The sequence below is a fragment of the Tessaracoccus sp. OS52 genome, assembly GCF_020687685.1.
Taxonomy (GTDB): Bacteria; Actinomycetota; Actinomycetes; order Propionibacteriales; family Propionibacteriaceae; genus Arachnia.
On the sequence record NZ_JAJEWM010000002.1, the window covers coordinates 14,858 to 37,981 of the forward strand.

Consider the following 23,124-nt stretch of genomic DNA (forward strand, 5'->3'; position numbering starts at 1 on the left):
CTCCCGAGAGGAAAACATGAAGGTACTGATCACTGGTGGCGCGGGATACATCGGCAGCACGGTCGCATCCGCTTGCGAGGACGCCGGTCACGAGGTGGTCATCCTTGACGACTTCTCCACCGGGCGCCGCGAATTCGTCGGGGACCGTCCCCTCTACGACGGCGACATCGCCGACGCCGCCCTGCTCGACCGCGTGTTCACCGAGCACCGGATCGACGCGGTCGTGCACTGCGCCGCGAAGATCATCGTGCCGGAGTCGGTCTCCGACCCGCTGGGCTACTACGAGAACAACGTCTCCAAGACCGTCACCCTGCTGCAGGGGCTGGAACGCAACGGAGTGAAGCGGTTCCTGTTCAGCTCGTCGGCCTCCATCTATGCCCCGGACGAGAACTTCGTCGTCACCGAGGAGTCGCCCCTGCGTCCCGGGTCCCCCTACGCGCGCACCAAGTACATGGTGGAGATGGTGCTGGAGGACTTCACCCATGCCAGCGACGTGCGCGTGCTCAGCCTGCGCTACTTCAACCCGATCGGCACCGACCCGAAGCTGCGCTCCGGCCAGCAGCTGGCGCAGCCCAGCCACGTGCTGGCGAAGCTGCTGGAGGCCTGGGTGAACAAGGAGACCTTCACGGTCACGGGGGTCGACTGGCCCACCCGCGACGGCTCCGGCATCCGCGACTTCATCCACGTGTGGGACCTCGCCAAGGCCCACGTCGCCGCCCTGGAGCACTTCGACGAGGCCACCACCGAGGAGCCGTACCAGGTGTTCAACATCGGCACCGGCAACGGCGTGACGGTGAAGGAACTGGCAGCGTCGTTCGAGGAGATCTCGGGGGACCCGCTGCAGGTCCAGTACGGCGACCCACGCCCGGGCGACGTCGCCGGCGTCTACACGGTGAGTTCGAAAGCCAAGGACGTTCTGGGCTGGGAGGCGGAACTCACCGAGACCGACGCCGTCCGCGACGCCATCGCCTGGCTGCCTGTCCGCAAGGAGATGCTCGGCTACTGACCGCCGGCGGGCCCGTAGAGAGCTGCGGCTGGTGCCGGGTCAGACCTGGTCCGTCGCCTCGGCCCAGAGTTCGCGCCGCTCCTTGGCGCGGCGCCGGTCCACCAACCCGGAGGCGGCGCAGGCGGCGGCCACGATGGTGAAGACCCAGAAGAGCTTTCGAAGCATGCCCCGAAATGTACCCTCCGGGACGGTCCGTGGGGATGGGGGTTGTCCCCCTCCAAGACCTGAGTCCTCCCTGATCCACCCCAAGGTCTGATGGTCGGTGTCCGGAAGTACTCCTAAGCTGACACCCATGATGGGAGCCGGGCTGTCGACCGATCGCCGTCGACTGCTGACCGATGCCCTCGTCGCACTCGGCGCACTGCTGGTCCTCGTCGTCCCGCTGCTGCTCGTCGACCAGTCGGCGACCATGTGGGTGGTGGCCGCCTGGTCGGCGCTGATGGTGTCGTCGCTGGCCCTGCGCCGGGTCGCGCCCCTTCACGCGGTCGGCGTCTGCACCGTCGCGGGGATCGGCATGGTCGCCCAACTGGATTCACCAAGCCCGGCGGTGCTGGTGGTGATCGTCATCATCTACTCGGTGGCACGCTGCGTCTCTGCCACGGTCAGTCTGGTGCTGGTCCCCATCTTCGTGGCCGCTTCCATCGCCGGCCCCCTGTCGTGGCTCGGGCGGGTGGAGCACGGCGAACGCTTCGTCGCGGGTTCGTTGCTGGTCTGCCTCTGCCTGACCCTGTGCACCCTGGCCTACGTGCTCGGGCGCTGGTTCCAGGACCGCGCGCGCTTCGAGTCGCTGGACCGGGAGCTCACCGAGGAACGCTTCGTCACCGGCGCCCAGCGGCAGCGGCAGGAGTCCGAGCTCACCACCGAGCGCATCCGCAACGAGGTGGCCCGGGAGTTGCACGACGTCGTCGCGCACTCGCTGTCGGTGATCGTCGTGCAGGCCGAAGGCGCCAGGGCGCTGCTGGACAAGCGTCCCGAGGCGGCCGCGGAGGCGCTCGACGTCGTCGCCCGGACCGGGCGGTCGTCGATCCACGAGATGCGGCACATCGTCTCCCTGCTGCGCGGCGACGAGAACGCGGACTTCGGCCCGAGCCCCGGCCTGGCGGACATCCCCTCGATGGTGGCGAAGGCCGGAAACCGGATCGACCTCGAGATGCCGGAGACCCTCCCCATGGTGCCCGAGTCGCTCGGCCTGACCGCCTTCCGGATCGTGCAGGAGAGCGTCACCAACTTCCTCAAGCACGCCGGGTCGACGGCGCACGCCACCGTCAGCGTGCAGACCTCCACGGAGGAGATCAGGATCCGGGTGGCCGACGACGGCATCGGCGGCCAGAGCGCAGGGGAGCACGCCGGCTCCGGCCTGCGCGGGATGCAGGAGCGGGTGGGTGCCATGAGCGGCAACTTCAAGGCGGGGCCCCGCCCCGGCGGCGGATTCCTGGTGACCGCTACGCTGCCCGTACCGTCGAAGCTGGGGCGCGGATGGCTCAGATGAAGGGACTGAATTGATCAAGGTACTCATTGCCGACGACCAGTCGCTGGTGCGCAGCGGGCTGCGAATGATGATCGACTCCACCGACGACATGGAGACGGTGGGGGAAGCGGCCACCGGCGCCGACGCCGTCGCCATGGTCAGGACGCGGCGCGTCGACGTCGTCCTCATGGACGTGCGCATGCCCGTCATGGACGGCACCGAGGCCACCAGGCTGATCTCCGAGCTGGGGGTGGACACGAAGGTCCTCGTCCTGACCACCTTCGACCTGGACGAGTACGTGTTCTCCGCACTGCGCAACGGAGCGTCGGGCTTCCTGCTGAAGGATGCGCTGCCCGAGGAACTGCTGGGCGCCATCCGGGCCGTCGCCGCCGGCGGGGCCATCGTCGCCCCGACGGCGACGCGCCGCCTGCTGGACCACGTGGCCCCGAGGCTGCCTTCGGGGCGGCCACGCGCCGGCGACAAGCTGGAAGCGCTCACCGACAGGGAAAAGGAAGTGCTGCTGGAGGTGTCCAAAGGCGCCAACAACACCGAGATCGGTGAGCGCCTGTTCATGGCAGAGGGGACGGTCAAGACCCACATCGGCCGCCTGCTGAGCAAGCTCCAGGCGCGCGACCGGGTGGGCCTGGTCCTGATCGCCCACGAGTGCGGCCTGCTCGACGACTGAGGACGGACACCTGCCTGCACTCGCGCCCACCCCCCGCTAGGGTTGCCCGCAGAAAGGGGTTCACGTGTACAACGAGGAGCAACGGCAAGCCGCGTTGGACGCGATGAACATCCTGGACACCCCGCCGGATGAGCGCGTGGACCGGGTCACCCGGCTGGCGAAGGAGCTGTTCGGCGTTCCGATGGTCAGCGTGTCGCTGATCGACCGGGACCGGCAGTGGCGCAAGTCCCAGATCGGGCTCGGGGGCGCGGAGGCCCCGCGGGCCGATTCCTTCTGCGACTTCACGGTCCGACAGGACGCCAGTTCGGTCGTGGAAGATGCCAGCCTGCACGGCCTGTGGGCGGAGAACCCCTTCGTCGTCAACGACCCGCACCTGCGGTTCTACGCGGGACACCCGTTGCACGCACCGGGTGGCGAGCCGGTCGGGACGCTGTGCATCGTGGACACCGAGCCGCGCGCCTTCAGCGACGCCCAACGCGCCGTCCTGAAGGACCTCGCCTTCTGGGTTCAGACCGAGCTGGCTCGCGACTACGAACTGGGGCATGCGGCCCTGATCCAGCAGGCGCTGCGCCCGCGTGCTGTCCCCGCCGTCCCCGGTTGGACGATCGCCGCCGGCACCCGTGCCAGCGGGCAACTCTCCGGGGACATGTACGACCTGGCACTGCACGGTGAGGTGCTGCGCGTATCGCTCGGGGACGCGATGGGCAAGGGCGTGGGTCCTGCCATAGCCGCCGCTTTCGTCCGGGCCTCCCTCCGCACCGCCCCCGCTCGGAGCGTGAGCGAGGGTCTGGCCGAAGCCGACCGCCTGCTCGGAGAGGACCTGGCCACGGCCATGTTCGTAACCGCCATGCACGCCGACATCTCGACCGTCACCGGCGAGGTGGAACTCGTCGACGCCGGCCATGGGCTGACCTACATCCTTCGAGCCGACGGTTCCTGGGAGCAGTTGCGATCCACCGGACTGCCGCTGGGGATGGGACTCACCATCCAGGAGGAGCGCGACGTCACCCGCGTCGTCCTCCAGCGGGGCGACACGTTCATCTCCTGCAGCGACGGGTTACTGGACGTCCTCGACCCCACGGACCCCTTCGGGCACGTCGCCCGCACCCTCGTCGCCGAGGACCCCGAGGGCGCAGTCCGGGAAGCCCTGCTGCTCGCGGAGCGGCAGTCCGCGCCCGACGACGTCACCGTCCTCGTGGTCAGGCGGGAGGCGTGAGCGCGCGCTTCGTCGTCATCCGCATCCTGGCGGTGCTCTCGGTGGTGCTCGGGACGAACTACGTCGTGTGGCGCTGGCTGGAGTCGGTCAACTGGTCGGCCTGGTGGATCGCGGTGCCGCTGGTGGTGGCCGAGACCTACAGCCTGGTCGACACCTTTCTGTTCGCCCTGACCATGTGGCGAGCGCGCGAGAGGCCGGGTCCGGTCTCCCAGCCACAGGGAACCGTCGACGTCCTCATCACCACCTACAACGAGCCCATCGAAATGGTGATGCACACCGCCCGGGCCGCCCACCGGATCGCCTACCCGCACGCAACCTGGATTCTCGACGACGGGGCCCGCCCAGCCCTGGAGGAGGCGGCGCGCGCCGCTGGCATCGGCTACCTGACACGCTCGGAGGACTGGGTGGGCAAGCCCCGTCACGCAAAGGCCGGCAATCTCAACGCGGCGTTGTTCCAGACCGACGGTGAGTTCCTGTTGATCCTCGACGCCGACCAGGTTCCTGACCCGTTGATCCTGCACCGCACGCTCGGCTATTTCGCCGATGACCCGTCAGTGGCGCTTGTCCAGACTCCCCAGTGGTTCCACAACGTCGACGAGTCGGATCCTCTCGGCAGCCAGGCCCCGCTGTTCTACGGCCCCATCCAGCAGGGAAAGGACGGCTGGAACGCTGCCTTCTTCTGCGGCTCCAACGCGGTGCTGCGTCGTGAGGCGCTGATGCAGCTCGGGATCGTGGGATACGTCCGGGAGGTCGCGGACTCCACCGATCACGTCCTTCGGGTATCGGCGAAACTCCTGGGCACCGAGATCCGGAACTCACGCGACAGCGACCTCGCCGAAGAGCTGGCGAGCCTCCGGGCGGGGGTGGTCAGGGCCAGGTCTCGACTCAGGGCAGGTGAACCGATCGGCGACGTGACGTTCGAGGTCCGCGAGCTCGTGAGCGCCGCTTCCCAGCGGCTGTCGAACCGCGATGTGGCGGCGATGAAGGCAGATCTTGCAATCCTCGGCCAACTCCCACTGGAACGTGACGCGCAGCTCGACGCCGTCGTCGTCGACGAAATGGCCCTGGATCGCCTTGCCGATGCCGGACTCTCCCCCGTCGGATCCATCCGGGCCGTCGGGCAGCTTCTGGAAGGGCTCCGAATCGACCGTTCGGAGGAAGCGCAGCCGATCCTTCCACTCGCGACGATCTCCGTGACCGAAGACATGGCGACGGCGATGCAACTCCACGCCGTCGGGTGGCGCAGCGTCTACCACCACGAGATCCTCGCCCAAGGGCTGGCCCCGGAGGACCTGCGCACCATGCTCACGCAGCGGCTGCGGTGGGCACAAGGGACCCTGCAGGTGATGCTGCGGGACAACCCGCTGGTCAAACGGGGTCTGTCCGCCGGTCAGCGGCTCATGTACTTCGCGACGATGTGGAGCTACCTCTCGGGGTTCGCCGCCATCGTGTACCTCGCGGCACCGGTGATCTACCTGGTGTTCGGCATCCTGCCGGTGACGGCCTGGAGCGTGGACTTCTTCGCCAGATTCCTGCCGGCTTTCCTGGTGAACCAGTTGCTGTTCGTGGTGGTGGCGCGGGGGATGCGCACCTGGCGCGGTCAGCAGTACTCGCTCGCGCTGTTCCCGGTGTGGATCAAGGCCTGCTGGACCGCTTTCGCCAACGTGGTGCTCCACCGGCCGCTCGATTTCGCCGTCACCCGCAAGGACGGCAGGGATCCCTCGGGTGTCCCCTGGCGCCAGATCTGGCCGCAACTGACCGCCATGCTCGTGCTTGTGGCAGCGCTGGTCATCGGCGTGGTGCGGGTTCTGATCGGGACCGCTGACGGGACGGGCACCCTGGTGAACACCGCCTGGGTGGCCTACGACGTCGTGGTGCTGAGCGTCATCGTCCAGGCCGCCCGCTACCGTGGCCCGAAGGTGCTGACAGATTACGTAGGAGAGAAGTGAACCTGACCACACAGATCCACGACGATTACGCGGTCATCGCCGTCGACGGACGGCTGACCGCCACCGGCGCGCCGCTTCTGCGGCAGGCAGCCGCCGACCTCGTCAGCACCGGAAACACGCGGCTGGTGGTCGACCTGGGCGCGGCCAGTTTCGTCGACTCGTCGGGGCTGGGGGCTCTCATCAATGCGCTCAAGACGGCGCGGCTGGCGGGTGGAGACCTGCGCATCGCGGCCGCGCCGGACCACGTCCGCAGCGTGCTGCGACTCACGAACCTGGACCGGGTCCTGAGGAACCACCCCACCGCCGGGTCGGCATTCAGTGACAGCTGACTCCAATCGATGGGTGAAGATCGAGGGTGAAGCCGTCCCGGACTTCCTGGATCGGGTCCTTGATGCCCTCGAGACGCTGTTGGAGGAGGATCCACCTGGAAGCGTCGAGGACCGTAGCCTCTTCGCGCTGGCGCTGAGCGAGATCACGACCAACGTGATCGAGCACAGCGCCCCTGCCGACGCCGTGCAGGTGACCGTTGAACTGTGCGCCAGCCCGGTTGCCCTGCAGGCAACGGTGTCAGACACCGCGCCCCCGGTCTCCCTGGACCTGGGGTCGACGACGATGCCGGGCGCCGATCTCGAATCAGGGCGTGGCCTGGCCCTTGCCCGTGCGGTGCTCAGCGACTTCTCCCACGAGGCCAGGACCGCGGGGAACGTCTGGCATCTTCGCCGCGAGCTCTAGTCGGTCCGCGCTTCCGCTGCACTGAGGCCTGTTGCCCCCGGCGGGTTGGCGGGAGCGTCGGCTCCTGTGACGTCGCCCGTACCCCGCTCGAAAGCGGCCCGTCCGATGAGCAGGGCGCCTGCGCCGAAGCCGATTCCCAGCACCACCCAGGCGACGGCCATCAGGACGAAGGCAACCGCGGACAACCCCTGCGGCGGCAGGACTAGGGCGGCGAGCACGGCCGCGAGGACGAACGCCAGGTTGAACAGCACGTCGTAGAAGACGAAGACCCTGCCCTTGAACTCCTCGTCGATGTGCGCCTGGACCAGGGTGTCGACGCAGATCTTGAAGGACTGCGCGGCCAGGCCGATGAAGAAGGAGACGACGAACAGGGTCCACTTCTGAGGTATCAGCGCAGTGAAGGACTGCGCGATTCCACCGAGAAGCAGGACCGCGACGGCGGTGCGGCGCAGCCCGAGCCGCCTCGCCAGCAGCGGCACGAACGGTGTTGCGGAGATGAAGCCGGCACCGGTGAGCAGGCCCCAGACGGTCAGGTCTGCCAGCGCCGGGGCCGGATCCGTGTGGTAGTGGTTGCGCAGGGCCAGGATGACGATGACGCTGAGCAGGCCGAACAGCACCCTTGAGAAGAACATCCCGGCCAGACCCAGTGCGGCAGGTGCCCGGTGGTTGAGATGGCGCCAGGCGGCACCGAGGCCGACCAGGACATCGCGCGCCTTCGTGCGCGCCTGCCCCGGCTCCGGCCCGAGCGCGTCGTGCGCGAACCGTCGCGACACCATCACGGAGCACGCGAAGCCGACGGCCGCCACCCAGAACACGACGGCGTCGGCCTGGTGGGAGGGCAGGAAGGGTCCGAGACCGGCCCGGGCGGCGAACCCGAGGGCGGCGCCGATGACGACTCCGAGAGGTCCCACCGTCGGCAGGATGGAGGAGGCCGAGAGGTACTCGTCCGCGTCGACGGTGTGCTGCATGCCTGCAGCGAGTCCCGCGAGCATGAAGCGGTTGATGCTCATCGCCACCAGGAGTGCCGCGAACAGCGCCACCTGCCAGCCGCCGTCGGTCAGGTCACCGGCGATGATGCCGCCGATCACCACCGCCAGCGCACACCGGATGGTGTCGGAGATCACAGCCACCTGCCGCCTCGACCAGCGGTCCAGGTAGGTGGAGACGAACGGGCCGACGAGCGTGAACGGCAGCAGCGTCAGGGCCAGCACCGCCGCGATCGCCCAGGCGTTGGGCTGGGTCTGGGGCGAGAACAGGATGTAGGAGGCCATCCCCACCTGAAGGGTGCCGTCGGCAGCCTGGCTGAGGACCCGCACGGTCAGGAGTCGGCGGAAAGCGGCATGCCGCCACAGCCGCCGGAGTGCGGGCCCGATAGCCACGACCCGACCTATCCGCTGGTGGATTCGGCGTGCAGCCGGTGCACCTTCTCCAAGGTCCAGGGCAGGCTCGCCTCGTCGGCCATCTCACGGGCCACTTCGCTGTCCAGGGCGTTCAGCTTGGCCTCGAGTTCCAGGATCCGCTCGTACTCGACGCGGCGGTCCTCGCCGTCGGAGTGGTACTCGGTGTGGAGGTAGCCGTGCGCGGCGCGGTCCAGGGACCCGATGACGCTGGCGATCCGTCCCTTCGGGCTGAGCAGGGAGATGATGATGGTCAGCGCCAGTGCAACGACGATGAACAGCAGTGACACCGGGATGGGGATGACCCAGACGGGGACGTGCTCGCCGCCGTTGATGAACGGCACCTGGTTCTTGTGGAGTGCCTCGAGGACGAGCTTGATGCCGATGAAGGCCAGGATGGCAGCCAGTCCGTACTTGAGGTAGATGAGGCGGTCGAGCAGGCCGTCGATCAGGAAGTAGAGCTGGCGCAGACCCATCAACGAGAACGCGGTGGCGGTGAAGACCAGGTAGACGTTGGTGGTGACGCCGTAGATGGCGGGCACCGAGTCCACGGCGAACAGCAGGTCCGTGCCGCCGATGGCCACCATGACCAGCAGCATCGGGGTGAGGACGCGCTTGCCGTTCTCCACGGTGAACAGCTTGTCGCCGTCGTAGTGGTCCGACGTCCGCAGGTACTTCTTGGCCAGCCGGATGATCCAGTTGTTGGCCTCGTCGTGCTCCTCGGTCTCCGGCTTGAGCATGCGACCGGCCGTCAGGATCAGGAACAACCCGAAGATGTAGAACGTCCAGGAGAAGGTCTCGATCAGCGCCTTGCCGGCGAAGATGAAGCCGGTCCGCGCGATCAGCGCGAACACGATGCCGAACAGCAGCACCTTCTGCTGGTCCTCGCGTGGCACCGCGAAGGAGCCGATGATCACGAGGAAGACGAACAGGTTGTCAACACTGAGCGCCTTCTCGATGAGGTATCCGGTGAAGTACTCGGCGCCCATGGTGGCCCCGCCGAAGATGAGCACCAGGATGCCGAAGAGCACTGCGAGTCCGACGTAGATGGCCGACCAGAGGGCGGCCTCCTTCAGCGTCGGGATGTGCGCCTTGCGAACATGGAAGAAGAAGTCAAAGGCCAGCAGACCGGCGATGACGAGGATTGTGAGGGCCCAGATCCAAAGCGGCACGGTCAACGTGAAGCAACTCCCTGTGGTGGCGGATCAAAAAACGGCCCAGATCCATGAAATCAGCACCTGCGCCGGAGCAAGCTTACCGCGAGCGCCCAACCCACCGGCAGGCTGTTGCCTGCAGTTGCCCCGGGCACGGAGCCCTGGAAGCGACGGCTGCCGCCACACGCGAGGGCCCAAGCCTCGGCCGCGAGCCTGCGGCTGGCCGACGCGGATCCGCAGTATCCTCGGTCCTGCACGCTCTGGCTAGGGAGGATCATGGCACGTCGACGCATCGCGGCCATCGCACTCATGTTGACCCTCGCGGTGGCCGGTGGGTGCGCGCCGGGCGGCGTCCAACCCCAGGAGTCCGAGGCGCCGACCGCGATCACCTCGCCACCCAGGGAACTGCCCAGCGCGGACCCGGTGGCCGCGGACCTCGCCGCCGGTCTGTCCGCCATGGACTTGACGGCTCTCCCGGTGGCTGATCCCGCGGGTGCCCAGGCCGAACTGGAGCAGATCTTCGCGGGGATGGACGGTTACCGCCCCACCGTGGAGGTGTCGGGCGTCGAGTACCAGGCCAACGACGACGCCGCCGCCGTCAAGCTGACCCACACCTATGATCTCGGCCTGGACGGCTGGACGTTCGAGACCACGGCACCCCTGGAACTCGTCGACGGCAAGTGGCAGGTCCAGTGGACGCCACAGGTCGTCCACCCGCAGCTGACCAGCGACTCGCGGTTGCGACACCAGCGCACGCTGCCCAAGCGGGCACCGATCAACGACAACGCCGGCCTGGCCCTCGTCGAGGAACGAGCGCTCTACCAGGTCGGTATCGACAAGGCGGCCATCGACGCCGCGCAGTGGGAGACCTCCGCGGCAGACCTCGCGCGGCTGATGGAGATCGACGCCGCGGCCTACCAGGCGAAGGTCCTGGCCGGCGGGCCGAAGCAGTTCGTGGTGGCGCGAACCATGCGCCAGGAGGAGATCAGCCCCGACATCGGGTTGGTGCCCGGCGCCCAGGTGGTGGAGACCTCCGCGGTCGTCGCCCCGAGCGACACCTTCGCCATCGCCCTGCTGGGCCGCACCGGCAAACCGAGCGCCGAGCAGGTGAAGGCATCCGAGGGCGACGTCATGGCCCAGGACACCATCGGTCTCAGCGGACTGCAGGCCCGCTACGAGGACAGGCTGCGGGGAGTTCCCGACATCAAGGTCGACCTGGTGGGTCGGGACACGGCGGGCGACCAGGAGGCCGGGGCGGAGTTCGAGACCCAGAACCTCTTCCATCAGGCCTCCAGCGTCGGCGACCCCCTCAACCTGAGCCTTGACCGGGACCTGCAACTCAAGGCCGAGGAGATCCTGTCCAAGCAGACCGGACTGGCCTCGCTGGTGGTCCTGCGGCCCAGCGACGGCGCCCTCCTCGCAGCGGCCAACTCACCTGCCGCCGGCGAGTTCCCCCACGCAACCTTCGGCAAGTTCGCGCCGGGCTCCACCTTCAAGGTGGTCTCCTCGCTGGCGATGCTGCGGGCGGGCTTCAAGCCCTCCTCGAGCGTCAGCTGCCCAGCGACCCTCAACGTCTCGGGCCACAACTTCGGCAACTACTCCGACTACCCCGCCAACATGGTCGGCAACATCACTCTCTCCCAGGCTCTGGCCCACTCCTGCAACACCACGTTCGCCGCGGCGGCGTCGTCGATAACACCGGAGCAGTTGCACGCGGCCGCCGGGAGCCTCGGTGTCGGTACGGACTACGACGCGGGCTTCACCTCGAACTTCGGCACCGTCGAGCCCAACAACAGTGCGATCGACCGGGCGGCCAGCATGATCGGCCAGGGCCAGATCACCATGTCGCCGCTGGGGATGGCGACGGTGGCCGCCAGTGTCGCGAGCGGCAAGACCACACTCCCGTGGCTGGTGGAGGGTGCCCAGGCCACGCCTACGGCCGCGCCCCTCACCCCGGAGGAGGCCACCAGCCTGCAACAGATGATGACGACGGTCATCACCGAGGGTCCCGGCCGGTCACTGGCACCGATCATGACCGGCGCCAAGACCGGCACCGCGGAGTGGGGGCAGGTGGGCAACTACCAGCACCACGCCTGGATGATCTCCTGGAACAAGGACTACGCGGTGGCCGCGTTCGTCGAGGTCGGCGAGTCCGGTTCCAAGAGCGCGGCCCCGCTCATCACCGCGCTGTTCTCGTGATCAGGACTCACCGGGAGCGGGAGTGGCGACGTCGGCAGGCTGAACATCCGCATCCTGGACGCTGACCTGGTTCGCCGAGGGATCGTTGGCCTCAATGGACCCAGGGTCGGCAGGAGATGCTGAGGGTTCAACGGAATCCGGGTCAGAAGACGGGTTCGCGGGCTCACTCGGAGCGACGTCGTCCGGGGTCCTGGAAGGTTCGACGTCGGGTACCGGCTGGTCCACGACCGGTTCAGGCGGGGTGGCCGGTTCGAGTTCCGGCTGGGCGGCGGAACGGGCGAGCGAGGTCGTCTGCGTGAGGTTCACGCCTGCCGCCGCAGCGACGGCGGAAGCGGCGCTGAAGTGGACGATGTTGTTGAACACCCACTGGGGGCTGGTGGTCGCGCGCTGCCGACCGGAGGAATCCAGGGTCAGCTGCAACACCGAGGACCAGATGTAGCTGCGGCACCCGTTCGAGCCGGTGTTGGCGGTGTCGCACTCGGTGCGCCACCTGCGTCCGTCGACGGCGATCCACTCCCCCGTGTTCCCAAGGGGATTGCCGCGCCAGGTCGCACGGCTCATGGGCTTGTACGTGAGGTTGTTGAAGACCCAGCCCTCTGCCTTGGCGTAACCGCTGCCGGCCCTGACCGTCTGCGTCGCCCAGATCTCGGTGAAGCAGCGCTCCGTCTGGGAGTAGGGCTCACAGTCCGTTCGCCAGGCGCGACCGCCCACGGTGTGGTTGCCCTCGGTCACATAGAGCAGGACGGCGGAGATGGTGTCGGACTCCGCGATCACGGGGCGCTCGCTGCCGCGGGAAGCATCGTCGCCCGTCCGGCCGACCAGGGTGGCTGGGTTGAGGATGTTGTTGGTCACGCTGGGAACCGCCAGGCAAGCCCGCCGCGCGTCGGCGACGATCGCGCCGTCGCTGTCCCGCGTCCAGTAGCCGCAGTAGCTGCGGCCGTAGTCGTGGACGGTGTATCCACCGATGGACAGTCCACTGATCGGAACCTCGACGCCATCGCGGTAGAGCGTCAGGTGCACATGGCGGAAGGTGCCGCGGCCACAGGTCTCGGTTCCGGGCATGCCGGTCATGCCGAGCTTCTGCCCGGCAACCACCTTGGCGCCGTTGAGCCCGGAGGGGATGTTCTTGAGGTGGTAGTACTGCGTGCGCCAGCCGTCGCCGTGGTCGATCGTCACGCTGCAGCCCGCTTTGACCGACGCGACGCCGTCGGCGGCGGCACTGACCGCGATGCTCACGTTGTTGCTGGCTCCGAGGTCCACCGAACTGCGGACACCGGACGCGTGGGTGTGGGTGCCGCCCGCCTGAACGGTCGCGCCCCACGGAACGGGGAGTGCGAGCTGGAAGTCCGGGAGCTCCGCCGCCTGCGCCCGGGGCAGCATTCCCGCCATGGGAAGGAGGAGCGCGCCTATCACAGAAACCACAAAAGCTCGGGTACGACGCACCGCGACAGCCTCCTTGCATCGCTTGGGATGAGAAGAGGCTACGGGAACACTCTGAGAATTCCTAACAAAATCTGAGAATTGTTTCGGAGATTGACCTCGCCATGAGGTATTGGGCCGTCGACTCGCTGAGAAAGCTCAGACGGTGATCGTGAGGGCCCGCACCGTGATGAGCGCCAGGGCCAGGACTCCGATGGCGATGACCAGCACCCACTGCCACGGCTTGCGCTTGTCCTTGGGAAGGTACATCAGAGCCAAGGCGGCCAGCAGGCCGCCGACCAGACCGCCGAGGTGGCCCTGCCAGGAGATGTAGGCCGAGCCGAAGATCGTGATCGCCACGTTGGCGCCCAGCCACATCAGGATGGTCTGGTAGTTCCCCTTGTGCTTGTAGGCCACCAGCAGGATCGCCCCCATGAGACCGAAGATGGCACCCGAGGCCCCCACCGTCGACGTGTACGGCTCGGAGAACCACATGATGAAGGCCGAGGCGACGATGGCCGAGACGAAGTAGACCGCCAGGAAGCGGGCCCGGCCGAAGATCTGCTCGAGCTGTGGGCCCAGCACCCACAGTGCGAGCATGTTGAACGCGATGTGCAAGGGGTCCGCGTGCGTGAACGCGCTGCTGATGAGCTGCCACCACCCACCGGAGGCCACTCCGTCGACCCAGGACAGGCCCCCGGCGGCGCACCCGGACTCGTCGACCAGGAGGATGCGGCCGTCGTTGACCAGGCAATAGCCCAAGGCCTTGATGCTCAGGACGTCGAACAGCCGGCCGAAGGCACCACCGGTCAGCATGACACCCAGCCAGACCGCGACGTTCACGGCAATCAGGACGATCGAGGTGGTCTTCGGGTTGGCGCTGCGACGACCGCCGTAGGGCAGGACTCCCTGCCTGGTCTGCCGCCGGCCGAGCTCCACGCACTCCGGGCACTGGAATCCGACGGCGCCCGGGATCATGCAGTCCGGGCAGATCGGGCGGTTGCAACGCTGGCAGACGATCCGGGTGGGCCTGTCCGGGTGGCGATAGCAGACGGGCTGCACGGCGGATTCCATGCTGGCCAGCCTACCGGCGGGCCACAACGACGATGCGCCGCCCGGCTGGAGCCGGGCGGCGCATCGGGGTCGGAGGGGGTTGCCTCAGACGAGGACGTCCTCCCGAACGTCGCTGCGGACCTCGGCCCGACGCGAGAAGAGGGCGTCGATGCTCCACCGTCCGGCGCCAAGGACGGCGACGGGGACGAGTGCGGCGAAGATGGCCAGGACGAGCTCGTAGCCGTTGGCAGTGACGAACACGCCGTTGGCGAGGTGCACCATGAAGAAGGCACCGACCATGCTGACGATGTTGGCGAGCGCGAACACCGGGGTCAGGACGCCAAGGATGATGGCCGCGCCACCAACCAACTCGGCGAAGATCGTGTACCAGGCAACGAGTTCGGCGGCCGGGACGCCCATCTGGGCGAACGCGCCGGCGGTTCCGGCAGGGGTGAACTCGAAGGCCTTCTGGAGGCCGTGCGCGAGGAGGACGACGCCGACGGCGACGCGGGCCACGAGCAGGGCGACATCTTGCAGAGCTGGGATGCGGCGGGCAGGGGCGAGCAGGGACATCGGATTCCTAACGTTGATGGTTGTAGGTTCAACTGTTGCGCGGACAACTATGCCTGCTGGCCCGTCCCGAATGCAAATCCGGGGCATGGGCGGCCACCCCTAGGCGTGCCTCGTGGGTAGGCTGAGCGACCATGGGCCACGGACACTCGCACGGCGGGCAGCACGCAGAAGTCGAGGTGGGCACCCGTGCGCGGAATGCCCTCGTCGCGTTCCTCGCCGTCCTGGGCGTGTTCGCCGTCGCGGGCCTGATCTGGCTGTGGCCGTCCCAGGCTGAACTGGGCACCGCGATCGTCCCCGTCTACGACGCGCCCGGTGTCTCGTACGAGGACGGGACGATCGTCGCGATGACCGACGGCTGCGAGTCCTCGGTGGACAGCGGCCCGGGAGCCGGGTGCCAGACGGCAAAGGTGGAGGTGAGCACCGGAGAGGACGTGGGCCAGACGGTCGACGTCGAACTCCTCGGGCCACAGACCCAGGCGGGCCTCACCGAGGGCGACTCGATCGAGATGGCGCGGATCACAACCGAGACCGGCGAGGCCATCTACTCCTACTCCGGCACCAACCGACTACCGGTGCTGATCACGCTGGCCGTGCTGTTCGTCCTGTGCGTCGTGGCCGTCGCCCGCTGGAAGGGACTGTTCGCGCTCATCGGCCTCGGGGTGGCCGCCTACGTCCTGATGGGCTTCATGCTGCCGGCGCTCATCGTCGGCAAACCCGGCCTGCCCGTGGCGCTCGCGGGGTCCACCGCCATCATGTTCGTCGTCCTCTATGTGGCCCACGGCGTCTCCATCCGGACCTCGACGGCACTCGCCGGCACCCTGCTCGGTCTGGCGGTCACGACCGGGCTGGGCTGGATCTCGGTGAAGGCCGCCCGGCTGTCGGGGTTCGCCGACGAGATGGAGTACGACCTGGCCCAGCTCGTCGGCGGGCTCGACTTCCAGGAACTGCTCATGGTGGCCATCATCATCGGCGGGCTCGGTGTGCTGAACGACGTCACCATCACCCAGAGCTCCGCGGTGTGGGAACTTCGGGCCGCCGCACCGCAGTGGAGCCGGACGAAGGTGTTCGCGGCCGGGATGCGGATCGGGAGGGACCACATCGCCTCCACGATCTACACCATCGTCTTCGCCTACGCCGGCGGTGCGCTGGCAGTGCTGCTGCTGCTCTACTTCACCAACCGCGACACCCTGGACCTGCTTGGTGTCGAGATGTTCGCCGGCGAGGCAGTGAGGACCCTGACGAGCGCGATCGGCCTGGTGCTGTCGGTTCCCATCACGACGGGGATCGCCGCGCTCACCGTCGGCCCGGCCAAGGAGCCGGTCAGCGTCGCAGCGTCGGCCGCGAACCACTAGGGAGTGGAAGGACAGACCGTGCTGTTGCTCCAAGTGGCCCAACGCGCCGCCGACCTGGACCGAGCCGCCGAGTTCTACACCGAGCTCCTCGGCACCCCACCCGCTGCCAGGTTCGATCCGCCGGGGCTGCTGTTCTTCCTCCTCGACGGCACACGCCTCCTGCTGGACCGAAACGCGCCGAGCAGCCTTGTCTATCTTCGTGTGGCCGACCTTGCGGGCACCGTCGAACGGCTGAGGGGTGCTGGCGTCCGGATAGAGTCGGAGCCACATCGCATCTTCACGCACGTCGACGACTTCCTGGGGAGCGCCGGACACCACGAGTGGCACGCCTTCATCCGAGACTCGGAGGACAACCTCGTCGGACTGGTGGAACTGGTCCCCGCAGCGCAGGCAGACAACGACTGACCGTAGCGAGTTCCGGATAGCGCGCGCGCACGGAGCGCTCGATCCGCTGGTTCAGCGTGCGGCCGGCCGCCGGGCAGTCCCTGCAGGCGCCACCGAGGTCCAGGACCAACGAGTCCTGCTCCACTGCAGCGATGCCGATCACCCCGCCGTGCGAAGCAATGTAGCCACCTTGCTGCACCTCGATGACGTCCCGCGCCACGAGTTCCAGCAGCCGGGCCGAGCGCACCGTGACCCAACCGTCGAGTTGGACGGCGGACTGCACTGCCTGCCGGACGCGGGGACCCTCGACCGCCCAGTCCAGCCCGTCGGCCAGCCATGACCACACCCCGCCGCGTTCCACCAGCAGTTCGGACAGCACGCCGTCGCGCAGCAGGGACCCGAGCTGCCCCGGGGCGCTGCTCACCTCCCCGACGGCGATGCTCCCGGCCTCGACCACCCAGCGCACGGCCCAGGGATCACCGACGACGGACTCGGCGTGGATGGGCAGGCTCATGTGAGCGCACCCACAAACAGGTGGGCCAGGAAAGCCATCACCCAGGCCAACGACCCCATGTAGGCGAACGCGATCACCGACCATCGCCACGTCCCGGTCTCGCGCCGCATCACCCCGAGCGTGGCGAAGCACTGGAGGGCGTAGACGAAGAAGACGAGCAGGGCCGCCACCGTCGGGGGCGTGAACACCGGCTGGCCGGCGCGTTCGCCGTCGGCATGGACCCAGGCGGTGAGCGCCTCCGCGGGGTTCTCCGGGTCCTCTGCCGCCGCCACCTGGCCGAGGGTGGCGACGAACACCTCGCGCGCCGCGAGCGCGGAGACGACGCCGACGTTGACCCGCCAGTCGAATCCGAGTGGCTCGAAGACCGGCGCGATCGCCCGCCCGATCCCGGCGGCGAAGGAGTTGTCGAGGACGTGGGCCTGCACGGCCACCTCGTCGCGGGCGTCGATGCCCGCGCGGTCCAGTTCCGCCCGGGAGGCGAGCGGGAAGTTCAGCAGCACCCAGAGCAACAGCGTGGTGAGCAGGATGATGCTGGTCACCTTGCGCAGGAACGCGGTGCAGGCGTCCCACACGGCCACGGCGATGCTGCGAAGTCTGGGCAGGCGGTAGGACGGCATCTCGAGGTAGAACGGCAGCGCCGCGTCCGAGCGTCCGAGGATCTTCTTGAACGCCCACGCCGAAGCCATGGCCGAGACCGCGCCCAGGACGTAGAGCCCGAACATGATCATCCCCTGCGCACCCACCGGGCCCCACCGCTGGTCAGCGGGGACGAGCATGCTGATCAGCATCACGTAGACCGGCAGCCGGGCCGAGCACGTCATCAGCGGCGCGCCCATCATCGTGGCGATCCGGTCCTTCGCCGACGGCAGCGTCCGGGTGGCCATGATCCCGGGGATTGCGCACGCCATGGCGCTGAGGAGCGCGACGAACGCCCTGCCCTCCAGTCCGGCCAGGCCCATGACGCGGTCCATGAGGAAGGCGGCGCGAGCCAGGTAGCCGGTGCCCTCGAGCAGGGAGATGAGGAGGAACAGCAGGGCGATCTGGGGCAGGAATACGAGCACCCCGCCGACGCCGCCGATGAGCCCGTCGGCGACCAGACCCGCCAGCCAGCCGATCCCGATACCGCTGCGGGCGACGTCGCCCAGCCAGGCGAACAGGGCCTCGATCAGCCCTTGCAGGGGTGCGGCCACCGTGAAGACCACCTGGAAGAACGCGAACATCGTCGCGATGAACACGAGCGTCCCCCACAGCGGATGCAGCAGGACGGCGTCGATCCGGCTGGTGCGGGCGTCGGATCCGGGGGCACGGAAACCGGAGGCTGAAAGTACCGAGTCGGCCCACTGGCTGAGCTCGGAGGGGTCGGTGGGTGCCGGGATGACCGGCCGTGGCCACTGCGTCACCTCCGACATGGCCGCAGACAAGGCCGCGACCCCCCGTCGGTCCCCCGCGACGACGGGCACCACCCGGTTGCCGGTGGCCCTGCCGAGGGCTTCGGGGTCGACGGTGCCGCCGCGGCGGGCGAGTTCATCGGTGAAGGTCAGGACGACGATGGCCGGAGCCCCCAGGTGCTGGGTCTGGGCGAGCAGGCCGAGGGAGCGGCGCAGGTTGGTGGCGTCCAGGGTCACGATGAGGCCGTCGATCGGCTCGTCGGCCAGGCCGTCGGTCAGCACCTTGGAGACGATCTCCTCGTCCGGGCTGATGGCGTCGAGGCTGTAGGTGCCCGGCAGGTCCTCCACCAGGTGGCGCTGCTCGCCTCGGACGTGAACACCCTCGTATCTGGCCACGGTGACGCCCGGGTAGTTTCCCGTCTTGGCGCGCAATCCGGTCAGCGCGTTGAACAGCGTGGTCTTGCCCGCGTTCGGACTCCCGACGAGCGCGAACCGGGGTGTCCCCGCCGCGAGCGGGGCCGTCCGGGTGGCGCCGTGGTGGTGGCTCATGGGATGGCGACGAGGATCCGGTCCGCCTCGGCGCGGCGCAGCACGATGTCGGTCCCGCCGACGTTGAACATGATCGGGTCACGCAGCGGCGCGCGACGGACGAGCCTGGCGGTCTGCCCTGGCGCGAAACCCAGATCGAACAGGCGGCGCGCGATTGCGCCGTCGCAGCTGAACCCGACGATGCGGGCCGGGCAGTCCGCGCCCAGCTCAGCGAGCGAGCAGCTGACCTCGCCCTCGTCGACGGCGCAGTTGCGCTGTTCCAGTCGCCTCAGGATCTCGGTCACGCAGTCAAATTAGCAATGCCTAACCTGACCAAAATCAGCGGGGTGGGGTTTCGGCCCCGAGCTGCGCCGCAGCGGTGACCGAGGGCCGACGCCACCGTCGGCACGGTTCGCCACCGCTAGGGGCCGACGCCACCGTCGGCGCGGTGCGCCACTGCTAGGGGCCGACGCCACCGTCGGCGCGGTTCGCCACCACTAAGGGCCGACGCCACCGTTGGAGCGGTGGCGCGGCCCGGGACCGGTAGCGCGGCCCGGGACCGGTGGCGTCCAAGGGGGACCGGTAGCGCGGCCCAGGAACAGTGGCGCCGCCGGACCGACCACGCGCCGTCGCTCTCGACTCAGACTGTGGCCAACGCGACGGCCGGCTTCGTCAGCCGACCTCCCAGCCGTCGAGGTCCAGGGCCGCGTCGACGGCGTCGCGGATGCGCGGACCCTGGTCCGTCCAGGACTGGTCCTCACGCAGCCAGGTCACCACGGCGCCAGCCTCAAGGACCACCCGTGTCAGGACTCCGTACTCCAACAGTGGGCCGATCGTCCCGGGGGCGGACGTGACCTCGCCGACGGGCAGGTCCTCGAAGGGAACCACCCACCGCACCGCCCGCGGCTCGCCGTCGACGGGTTCAGGCGTGATCGGCCGACCCCTCACTCCTCGGTTGCCTTCGCCCAGAGGTTCACTCCGGCCTCGACGGCGTGCTCGTCGATGGCGGCCAGCTCGTCGTCGGCGAAGTCCAGGTTCTCCAGCGCACCGAGGTTGGTCTCGAGCTGCTCCACCGACGAGGCCCCGATCAACGTCGAGGTGACCCGCTCGTCGCGCAGCACCCACGCCAGTGCCATCTGCGCGAGCTTCTGGCCACGGCTCTTCGCGATCTCGTTGAGCGCCTGGATGTGGTCCAGGGTCTCAGGGGTGAGCATGCTCTTCGAGAGGCTGCCGGGACGGGCCATGCGGGAGTCGGTGGGGATGCCGCCCAGGTAGCGGTCGGTGAGGAGCCCCTGCGCCAGAGCCGTGAAGGCGATGATGCCCATGCCCTCGGCGTCGCAGGCCTCGATCAGGTCCGGCTCGATCCAGCGGTTGAACATGTTGTAGCTGGGCTGGTGGATGAGCAGCGGGGTGCCGAGCTGGCGGGCGATGTTGGCCGCCTCGCGCGTCTTGGCCGCAGAGTACGAGGAGATGCCGATGTAGAGGGCGCGGCCGGACCGGACGGCCTGGTCCAGCGCCATCATCGTCTCCTCGATCGGGGTGTCGGGGTCGAAGCGATGCGAGTAGAAGATGTCGACGTAGTCCAGCCCCATCCTCGCCAGCGACTGGTCCAGGCTGGCAAGCACGTACTTGCGGCTGCCGCCACCCTGTCCGTAGGGGCCCGCCCACATGTCGTAGCCGGCCTTGCTGGAGATGATCAGCTCGTCGCGGAACGGCTTGAGGTCCTGCGCGAAGATCGTCCCGAAGTTGATCTCCGCCTGCCCGTAGGGCGGTCCGTAGTTGTTGGCGAGGTCGAAATGGGTGATGCCCGCGTCGAAGGAGCGGCGGATGATGGCCCGCTGGGTCTCCATGGGCTTGTCGTCGCCGAAGTTCTGCCACAGGCCAAGCGAGATCAGCGGCAGCTGGAGTCCCGAGCGTCCGGTGTGACGGTAGGGCATCCGGCCGTCGTAGCGGTCGGGATCAGGAACGTAGGTGGGATACATGCCCCCATCCTGCCCCAGTCGCAGACGACGGGGGCGTTGGGGGTCGGTGCCGGTGCGCAAGTTGCCCCTTGGGTTTGATTCCCCACCTCCGACCGCGTAGTAAAGGGGGACAGGTTCGTTCCCGAGTCGAGGGCAGGAGGGTGTCGATGCAGCGCAATTTGCCGTTCTCCGTCGTCACCAAACCCACCGGCGCCGCCTGCAACCTGGACTGCACCTACTGCTTCTTCCTGTCCAAGGAACTGCTCTACGACGCCGACTCGCAACGGATGTCCGCAGAGACCCTCCACGCCTACATCGCCAACCAGCTGGACTCCCACCCCGACGGTGACGTCACGCTGATGTGGCAGGGCGGGGAGCCGACGATGCGCGGGCTCGCCTTCTACCGGGAGGCGGTGCGGCTCGGCAACGAGCTCAAGCGCCCCGGTCAGCGCGTGACCCACGCCATGCAGACCAACGGCACCCTGCTCGACGACGACTGGTGCGCCTTCCTCCACGACGAGGGCTTCCTCGTCGGGTTGTCCATCGACGGCCCCGCCGCGCTCCACGACTCCTACCGGGTCAACAAGGCCGGCCGCGGCACGCACGCCCAGGTGATCCGCGGCTGGGAGTACCTGCGCAAGCACGACGTCGAGACCAACATCCTGTGCACGGTCAACGCCGCGAACGCCGACCACGGCGCCGAGGTGTACCGCTACTTCCGCGACGACCTGGGCGCCACGTTCCTGCAGTTCATCCCCATCGTCGAACGCGTCCCGGCCGAGGATCTGGCCACCGCCGAGCAGGGCTGGATCGGCCCCGACGGCGCGCGGCTGCTCTACCGGCAGGTCGGCGACGCCGTCACGTCCCGCTCCGTCGCGCCCGCCCAGTGGGGCCGATTCCTGAACCAGGTGTTCGACGAGTGGGTGCGCACCGACGTCGGCAAGGTCTACGTCCAGCACTTCGACGTGATGCTGGCCGCCCGCTTCGGGCAGTACTCGCTGTGCGTCCATGCCCCCGAGTGCGGCACGGCGCTGGCGGTGGAGCACAACGGTGACATCTACTCCTGCGACCACTTCGTCGAGCCCGGCTACGAACTGGGCAACGTCCGAACCAACGCCTTCGCCGACGTCCTGACCAGCCCCCAGCAGCGGGAGTTCGGCCGCTCCAAACGCACCGGACTGACCGACCAGTGCCGTCGCTGCCCCGTGCGCTGGGCCTGCAACGGCGGCTGTCCCAAGGACCGCTTCGCCGTCTCCGTCGACGGGCAGGAGGGGCAGAACTACCTGTGCGAGGGGTACTTCAACTTCTTCAGCCACGCCGCCCCGACAATCGAGGAGATGGCCATGCTGCTCCAGTCCGGCCGCGCGCCGGCAGAAGTCATGGAGCGATGACGCGCGCTGCGACCACGCGGTCGTAGCGGATCCGCACCTCGCCCCGACGTTTGGTTGCGACGACGAAGGTCTCCTCGTCGCGCTCCGTGACGGGCCCGACGGCGTCGGTGGCGGACCCGTCGTCGAGCAGGAAGCGAACGGTCACGCGCTGCCCGATCGGCACCTCCCTGAACCCGCGCGGCAGTCCGGGCACCTCAGCCCCGCAGCCTGGCGGCGACGGTGGGCAGCGCCGCGCGGTCGCCGTCGAGCCAGTCGACGGCCGTGAGTTCTTCGGCGGTGAGCCAGCGGACGGCGTCGTGCGAGTCGTGGGGTGTGGGCCGCCCGCCGTCGGCGGTGCACCACCACAGCTCCAGCTCGAGGGCCTCCGAGATGACCCAGCGCCCGCCGTCGGGCGGATCCAGCCGGTCTCCCACCTCGACGGCGACCAGCAGCTCCTCGGCAATCTCCCGGGCCAGCCCGTCGACAGCGCTCTCCCCGGGCTCCACCTTGCCGCCGGGGAACTCCCAGCGGCCGGCGGGTGGGGTGGTCCGCCTGGCGGCCAGCACCCGCGTGGGCCGGGCGAGGTCGTCGACGATCAGCGCGCCCACCACCAGCTGCCGCACACACCCTCCGATCAACGGGTCCAGGAATCCCGGTCAGGATACGGCCTCCGGGCGCCGGCCCCGCGTGTGCTCAGGGGGCCATCGACGCGCCGCGGCTGCGCCACCTCACGGCCGAAGCGCTGTTGGCCGCGTGCCCGTGAGGCACCCTCTGGT

24 protein-coding genes are annotated in these 23,124 nt (G+C 68.6%); 11 read left to right on the forward strand and 13 right to left on the reverse strand.

Translation table 11 applies throughout. The features are described 5' to 3' along the window. Positions 1 to 16 precede the first annotated feature (16 nt). Positions 17 to 1,006, forward strand: coding sequence for a UDP-glucose 4-epimerase GalE (gene galE / locus LKO27_RS09650; protein ID WP_227737294.1), 990 nt, complete (start codon positions 17 to 19; stop codon positions 1,004 to 1,006). Positions 1,007 to 1,045: 39 nt separating this feature from the next. Here galE and LKO27_RS15245 read toward each other — a convergent pair whose 3' ends face one another. After that, complete coding sequence (locus LKO27_RS15245; RefSeq protein ID WP_255622371.1) at positions 1,046 to 1,171, reverse strand: hypothetical protein; 126 nt, start codon at positions 1,169 to 1,171, stop codon at positions 1,046 to 1,048. Between the two features lie 127 nt (positions 1,172 to 1,298). On the opposite strand from LKO27_RS15245, the gene LKO27_RS09655 reads away from it, so the two are divergent. The 6 genes from LKO27_RS09655 to LKO27_RS09680 all read left to right on the forward strand — a co-directional run bounded on the left by LKO27_RS09655 (position 1,299) and on the right by LKO27_RS09680 (position 7,056). Continuing rightward, a complete protein-coding gene (locus LKO27_RS09655) occupies positions 1,299 to 2,495 on the forward strand; it encodes a sensor histidine kinase (protein WP_227737295.1) in 1,197 nt (398 codons plus the stop codon). A gap of 10 nt (positions 2,496 to 2,505) precedes the next feature. Next, entirely contained in the window at positions 2,506 to 3,159 is a 654-nt protein-coding gene (locus LKO27_RS09660; protein ID WP_227737296.1) for a response regulator transcription factor, read from the forward strand. A 64-nt stretch (positions 3,160 to 3,223) separates the two neighbouring features. Next, a complete protein-coding gene (locus LKO27_RS09665; protein ID WP_227737297.1) occupies positions 3,224 to 4,375 on the forward strand; it encodes a GAF domain-containing SpoIIE family protein phosphatase in 1,152 nt (383 codons plus the stop codon). Beyond that, the gene (locus LKO27_RS09670) at positions 4,372 to 6,324 is read left to right on the forward strand and encodes a glycosyltransferase (protein ID WP_227737298.1); all 1,953 of its coding nucleotides are present in this window, start codon (positions 4,372 to 4,374) and stop codon (positions 6,322 to 6,324) included. Before LKO27_RS09665 ends, LKO27_RS09670 begins: the two co-directional genes overlap by 4 nt. Continuing rightward, positions 6,321 to 6,653 carry an STAS domain-containing protein gene (locus tag LKO27_RS09675; RefSeq protein WP_227737299.1) on the forward strand — a complete coding sequence of 111 codons (333 nt, stop codon included), beginning with the start codon at positions 6,321 to 6,323 and terminating at the stop codon, positions 6,651 to 6,653. Before LKO27_RS09670 ends, LKO27_RS09675 begins: the two co-directional genes overlap by 4 nt. A 13-nt stretch (positions 6,654 to 6,666) precedes the next feature. Beyond that, the gene (locus LKO27_RS09680) at positions 6,667 to 7,056 is read left to right on the forward strand and encodes an ATP-binding protein (protein ID WP_227737300.1); all 390 of its coding nucleotides are present in this window, start codon (positions 6,667 to 6,669) and stop codon (positions 7,054 to 7,056) included. On the opposite strand, the gene LKO27_RS09685 is transcribed toward LKO27_RS09680, so the two are convergent. Both LKO27_RS09685 and LKO27_RS09690 read right to left on the reverse strand, forming a co-directional pair. Beyond that, on the reverse strand, positions 7,053 to 8,435 hold the full coding sequence (locus LKO27_RS09685; RefSeq protein ID WP_227737301.1) for an MFS transporter: 1,383 nt from the start codon (positions 8,433 to 8,435) through the stop codon (positions 7,053 to 7,055). The genes LKO27_RS09680 and LKO27_RS09685 overlap by 4 nt on opposite strands. 8 nt (positions 8,436 to 8,443) lie before the next feature. Continuing rightward, the gene (locus tag LKO27_RS09690; protein WP_227737587.1) at positions 8,444 to 9,625 is read right to left on the reverse strand and encodes a TerC family protein; all 1,182 of its coding nucleotides are present in this window, start codon (positions 9,623 to 9,625) and stop codon (positions 8,444 to 8,446) included. A 258-nt stretch (positions 9,626 to 9,883) separates the two neighbouring features. Here LKO27_RS09690 and LKO27_RS09695 point away from each other — a divergent pair, with 258 nt between their 5' ends. Next, complete coding sequence (locus tag LKO27_RS09695; RefSeq protein ID WP_227737302.1) at positions 9,884 to 11,806, forward strand: penicillin-binding transpeptidase domain-containing protein; 1,923 nt, start codon at positions 9,884 to 9,886, stop codon at positions 11,804 to 11,806. Here LKO27_RS09695 and LKO27_RS09700 read toward each other — a convergent pair whose 3' ends face one another. The 3 genes from LKO27_RS09700 to LKO27_RS09710 form a co-directional block, all read right to left on the reverse strand. After that, positions 11,807 to 13,195 carry a M23 family metallopeptidase gene (locus LKO27_RS09700; protein WP_227737303.1) on the reverse strand — a complete coding sequence of 463 codons (1,389 nt, stop codon included), beginning with the start codon at positions 13,193 to 13,195 and terminating at the stop codon, positions 11,807 to 11,809. Positions 13,196 to 13,384: 189 nt separating this feature from the next. Continuing rightward, complete coding sequence (locus LKO27_RS09705) at positions 13,385 to 14,299, reverse strand: rhomboid family intramembrane serine protease (RefSeq protein WP_227737304.1); 915 nt, start codon at positions 14,297 to 14,299, stop codon at positions 13,385 to 13,387. Positions 14,300 to 14,383: 84 nt separating this feature from the next. Then, on the reverse strand, positions 14,384 to 14,851 hold the full coding sequence (locus LKO27_RS09710; RefSeq protein WP_227737305.1) for a DoxX family protein: 468 nt from the start codon (positions 14,849 to 14,851) through the stop codon (positions 14,384 to 14,386). Positions 14,852 to 14,982: 131 nt separating this feature from the next. Here LKO27_RS09710 and LKO27_RS09715 point away from each other — a divergent pair, with 131 nt between their 5' ends. Together LKO27_RS09715 and LKO27_RS09720 are read left to right on the forward strand one after the other, a co-directional pair. Continuing rightward, the gene (locus LKO27_RS09715) at positions 14,983 to 16,203 is read left to right on the forward strand and encodes a YibE/F family protein (protein WP_227737306.1); all 1,221 of its coding nucleotides are present in this window, start codon (positions 14,983 to 14,985) and stop codon (positions 16,201 to 16,203) included. 18 nt (positions 16,204 to 16,221) lie between these two features. Next, on the forward strand, positions 16,222 to 16,608 hold the full coding sequence (locus LKO27_RS09720) for a VOC family protein (protein ID WP_227737307.1): 387 nt from the start codon (positions 16,222 to 16,224) through the stop codon (positions 16,606 to 16,608). On the opposite strand, the gene LKO27_RS09725 is transcribed toward LKO27_RS09720, so the two are convergent. The 5 genes from LKO27_RS09725 to mgrA form a co-directional block, all read right to left on the reverse strand. Beyond that, positions 16,535 to 17,101, reverse strand: coding sequence for a NifU family protein (locus LKO27_RS09725; RefSeq protein ID WP_227737308.1), 567 nt, complete (start codon positions 17,099 to 17,101; stop codon positions 16,535 to 16,537). The genes LKO27_RS09720 and LKO27_RS09725 overlap by 74 nt on opposite strands. Continuing rightward, a complete protein-coding gene (locus LKO27_RS09730; RefSeq protein WP_227737309.1) occupies positions 17,098 to 19,038 on the reverse strand; it encodes a ferrous iron transporter B in 1,941 nt (646 codons plus the stop codon). Before LKO27_RS09730 ends, LKO27_RS09725 begins: the two co-directional genes overlap by 4 nt. Continuing rightward, positions 19,035 to 19,322 (reverse strand): FeoA family protein, encoded by a 288-nt coding sequence (locus LKO27_RS09735; protein WP_227737310.1) that lies wholly within the window; start codon positions 19,320 to 19,322, stop codon positions 19,035 to 19,037. The genes LKO27_RS09730 and LKO27_RS09735 overlap by 4 nt, the downstream gene beginning before the upstream one ends. A 367-nt stretch (positions 19,323 to 19,689) precedes the next feature. Continuing rightward, positions 19,690 to 19,965, reverse strand: coding sequence for a hypothetical protein (locus tag LKO27_RS09740; RefSeq protein WP_227737311.1), 276 nt, complete (start codon positions 19,963 to 19,965; stop codon positions 19,690 to 19,692). Beyond that, positions 19,962 to 20,999: an L-glyceraldehyde 3-phosphate reductase gene (mgrA, locus tag LKO27_RS09745; protein WP_227737312.1), complete on the reverse strand. Its 1,038-nt coding sequence runs from the start codon at positions 20,997 to 20,999 to the stop codon at positions 19,962 to 19,964. The genes LKO27_RS09740 and mgrA overlap by 4 nt, the downstream gene beginning before the upstream one ends. A 146-nt stretch (positions 21,000 to 21,145) precedes the next feature. On the opposite strand from mgrA, the gene LKO27_RS09750 reads away from it, so the two are divergent. Next, complete coding sequence (locus tag LKO27_RS09750; protein WP_227737313.1) at positions 21,146 to 22,369, forward strand: anaerobic sulfatase maturase; 1,224 nt, start codon at positions 21,146 to 21,148, stop codon at positions 22,367 to 22,369. Here the strand turns inward: LKO27_RS09750 and LKO27_RS09755 are convergent. Both LKO27_RS09755 and LKO27_RS09760 read right to left on the reverse strand, forming a co-directional pair. Further along, a complete protein-coding gene (locus LKO27_RS09755; protein ID WP_227737314.1) occupies positions 22,356 to 22,562 on the reverse strand; it encodes a hypothetical protein in 207 nt (68 codons plus the stop codon). The genes LKO27_RS09750 and LKO27_RS09755 overlap by 14 nt on opposite strands. Before the next feature lies 1 nt (position 22,563). After that, positions 22,564 to 22,971 carry an NUDIX domain-containing protein gene (locus LKO27_RS09760; protein WP_227737315.1) on the reverse strand — a complete coding sequence of 136 codons (408 nt, stop codon included), beginning with the start codon at positions 22,969 to 22,971 and terminating at the stop codon, positions 22,564 to 22,566. Positions 22,972 to 23,124: the final 153 nt, after the last annotated feature.

Coding starts and splice junctions, on each gene's coding strand:
- galE (WP_227737294.1), top strand. CDS start 17: ATGAAGGTACTGATCACTGGTGGCGCGGGATACATCGGCAGCACGGTC.
- LKO27_RS15245 (WP_255622371.1), bottom strand. CDS start 1,171: ATGCTTCGAAAGCTCTTCTGGGTCTTCACCATCGTGGCCGCCGCCTGC.
- LKO27_RS09655 (WP_227737295.1), top strand. CDS start 1,299: ATGATGGGAGCCGGGCTGTCGACCGATCGCCGTCGACTGCTGACCGAT.
- LKO27_RS09695 (WP_227737302.1), top strand. CDS start 9,884: ATGGCACGTCGACGCATCGCGGCCATCGCACTCATGTTGACCCTCGCG.
- LKO27_RS09700 (WP_227737303.1), bottom strand. CDS start 13,195: ATGGCGGGAATGCTGCCCCGGGCGCAGGCGGCGGAGCTCCCGGACTTC.
- LKO27_RS09705 (WP_227737304.1), bottom strand. CDS start 14,299: ATGGAATCCGCCGTGCAGCCCGTCTGCTATCGCCACCCGGACAGGCCC.
- LKO27_RS09710 (WP_227737305.1), bottom strand. CDS start 14,851: ATGTCCCTGCTCGCCCCTGCCCGCCGCATCCCAGCTCTGCAAGATGTC.
- LKO27_RS09715 (WP_227737306.1), top strand. CDS start 14,983: ATGGGCCACGGACACTCGCACGGCGGGCAGCACGCAGAAGTCGAGGTG.
- LKO27_RS09725 (WP_227737308.1), bottom strand. CDS start 17,101: ATGAGCCTGCCCATCCACGCCGAGTCCGTCGTCGGTGATCCCTGGGCC.
- LKO27_RS09730 (WP_227737309.1), bottom strand. CDS start 19,038: ATGAGCCACCACCACGGCGCCACCCGGACGGCCCCGCTCGCGGCGGGG.
- mgrA (WP_227737312.1), bottom strand. CDS start 20,999: ATGTATCCCACCTACGTTCCTGATCCCGACCGCTACGACGGCCGGATG.
- LKO27_RS09750 (WP_227737313.1), top strand. CDS start 21,146: ATGCAGCGCAATTTGCCGTTCTCCGTCGTCACCAAACCCACCGGCGCC.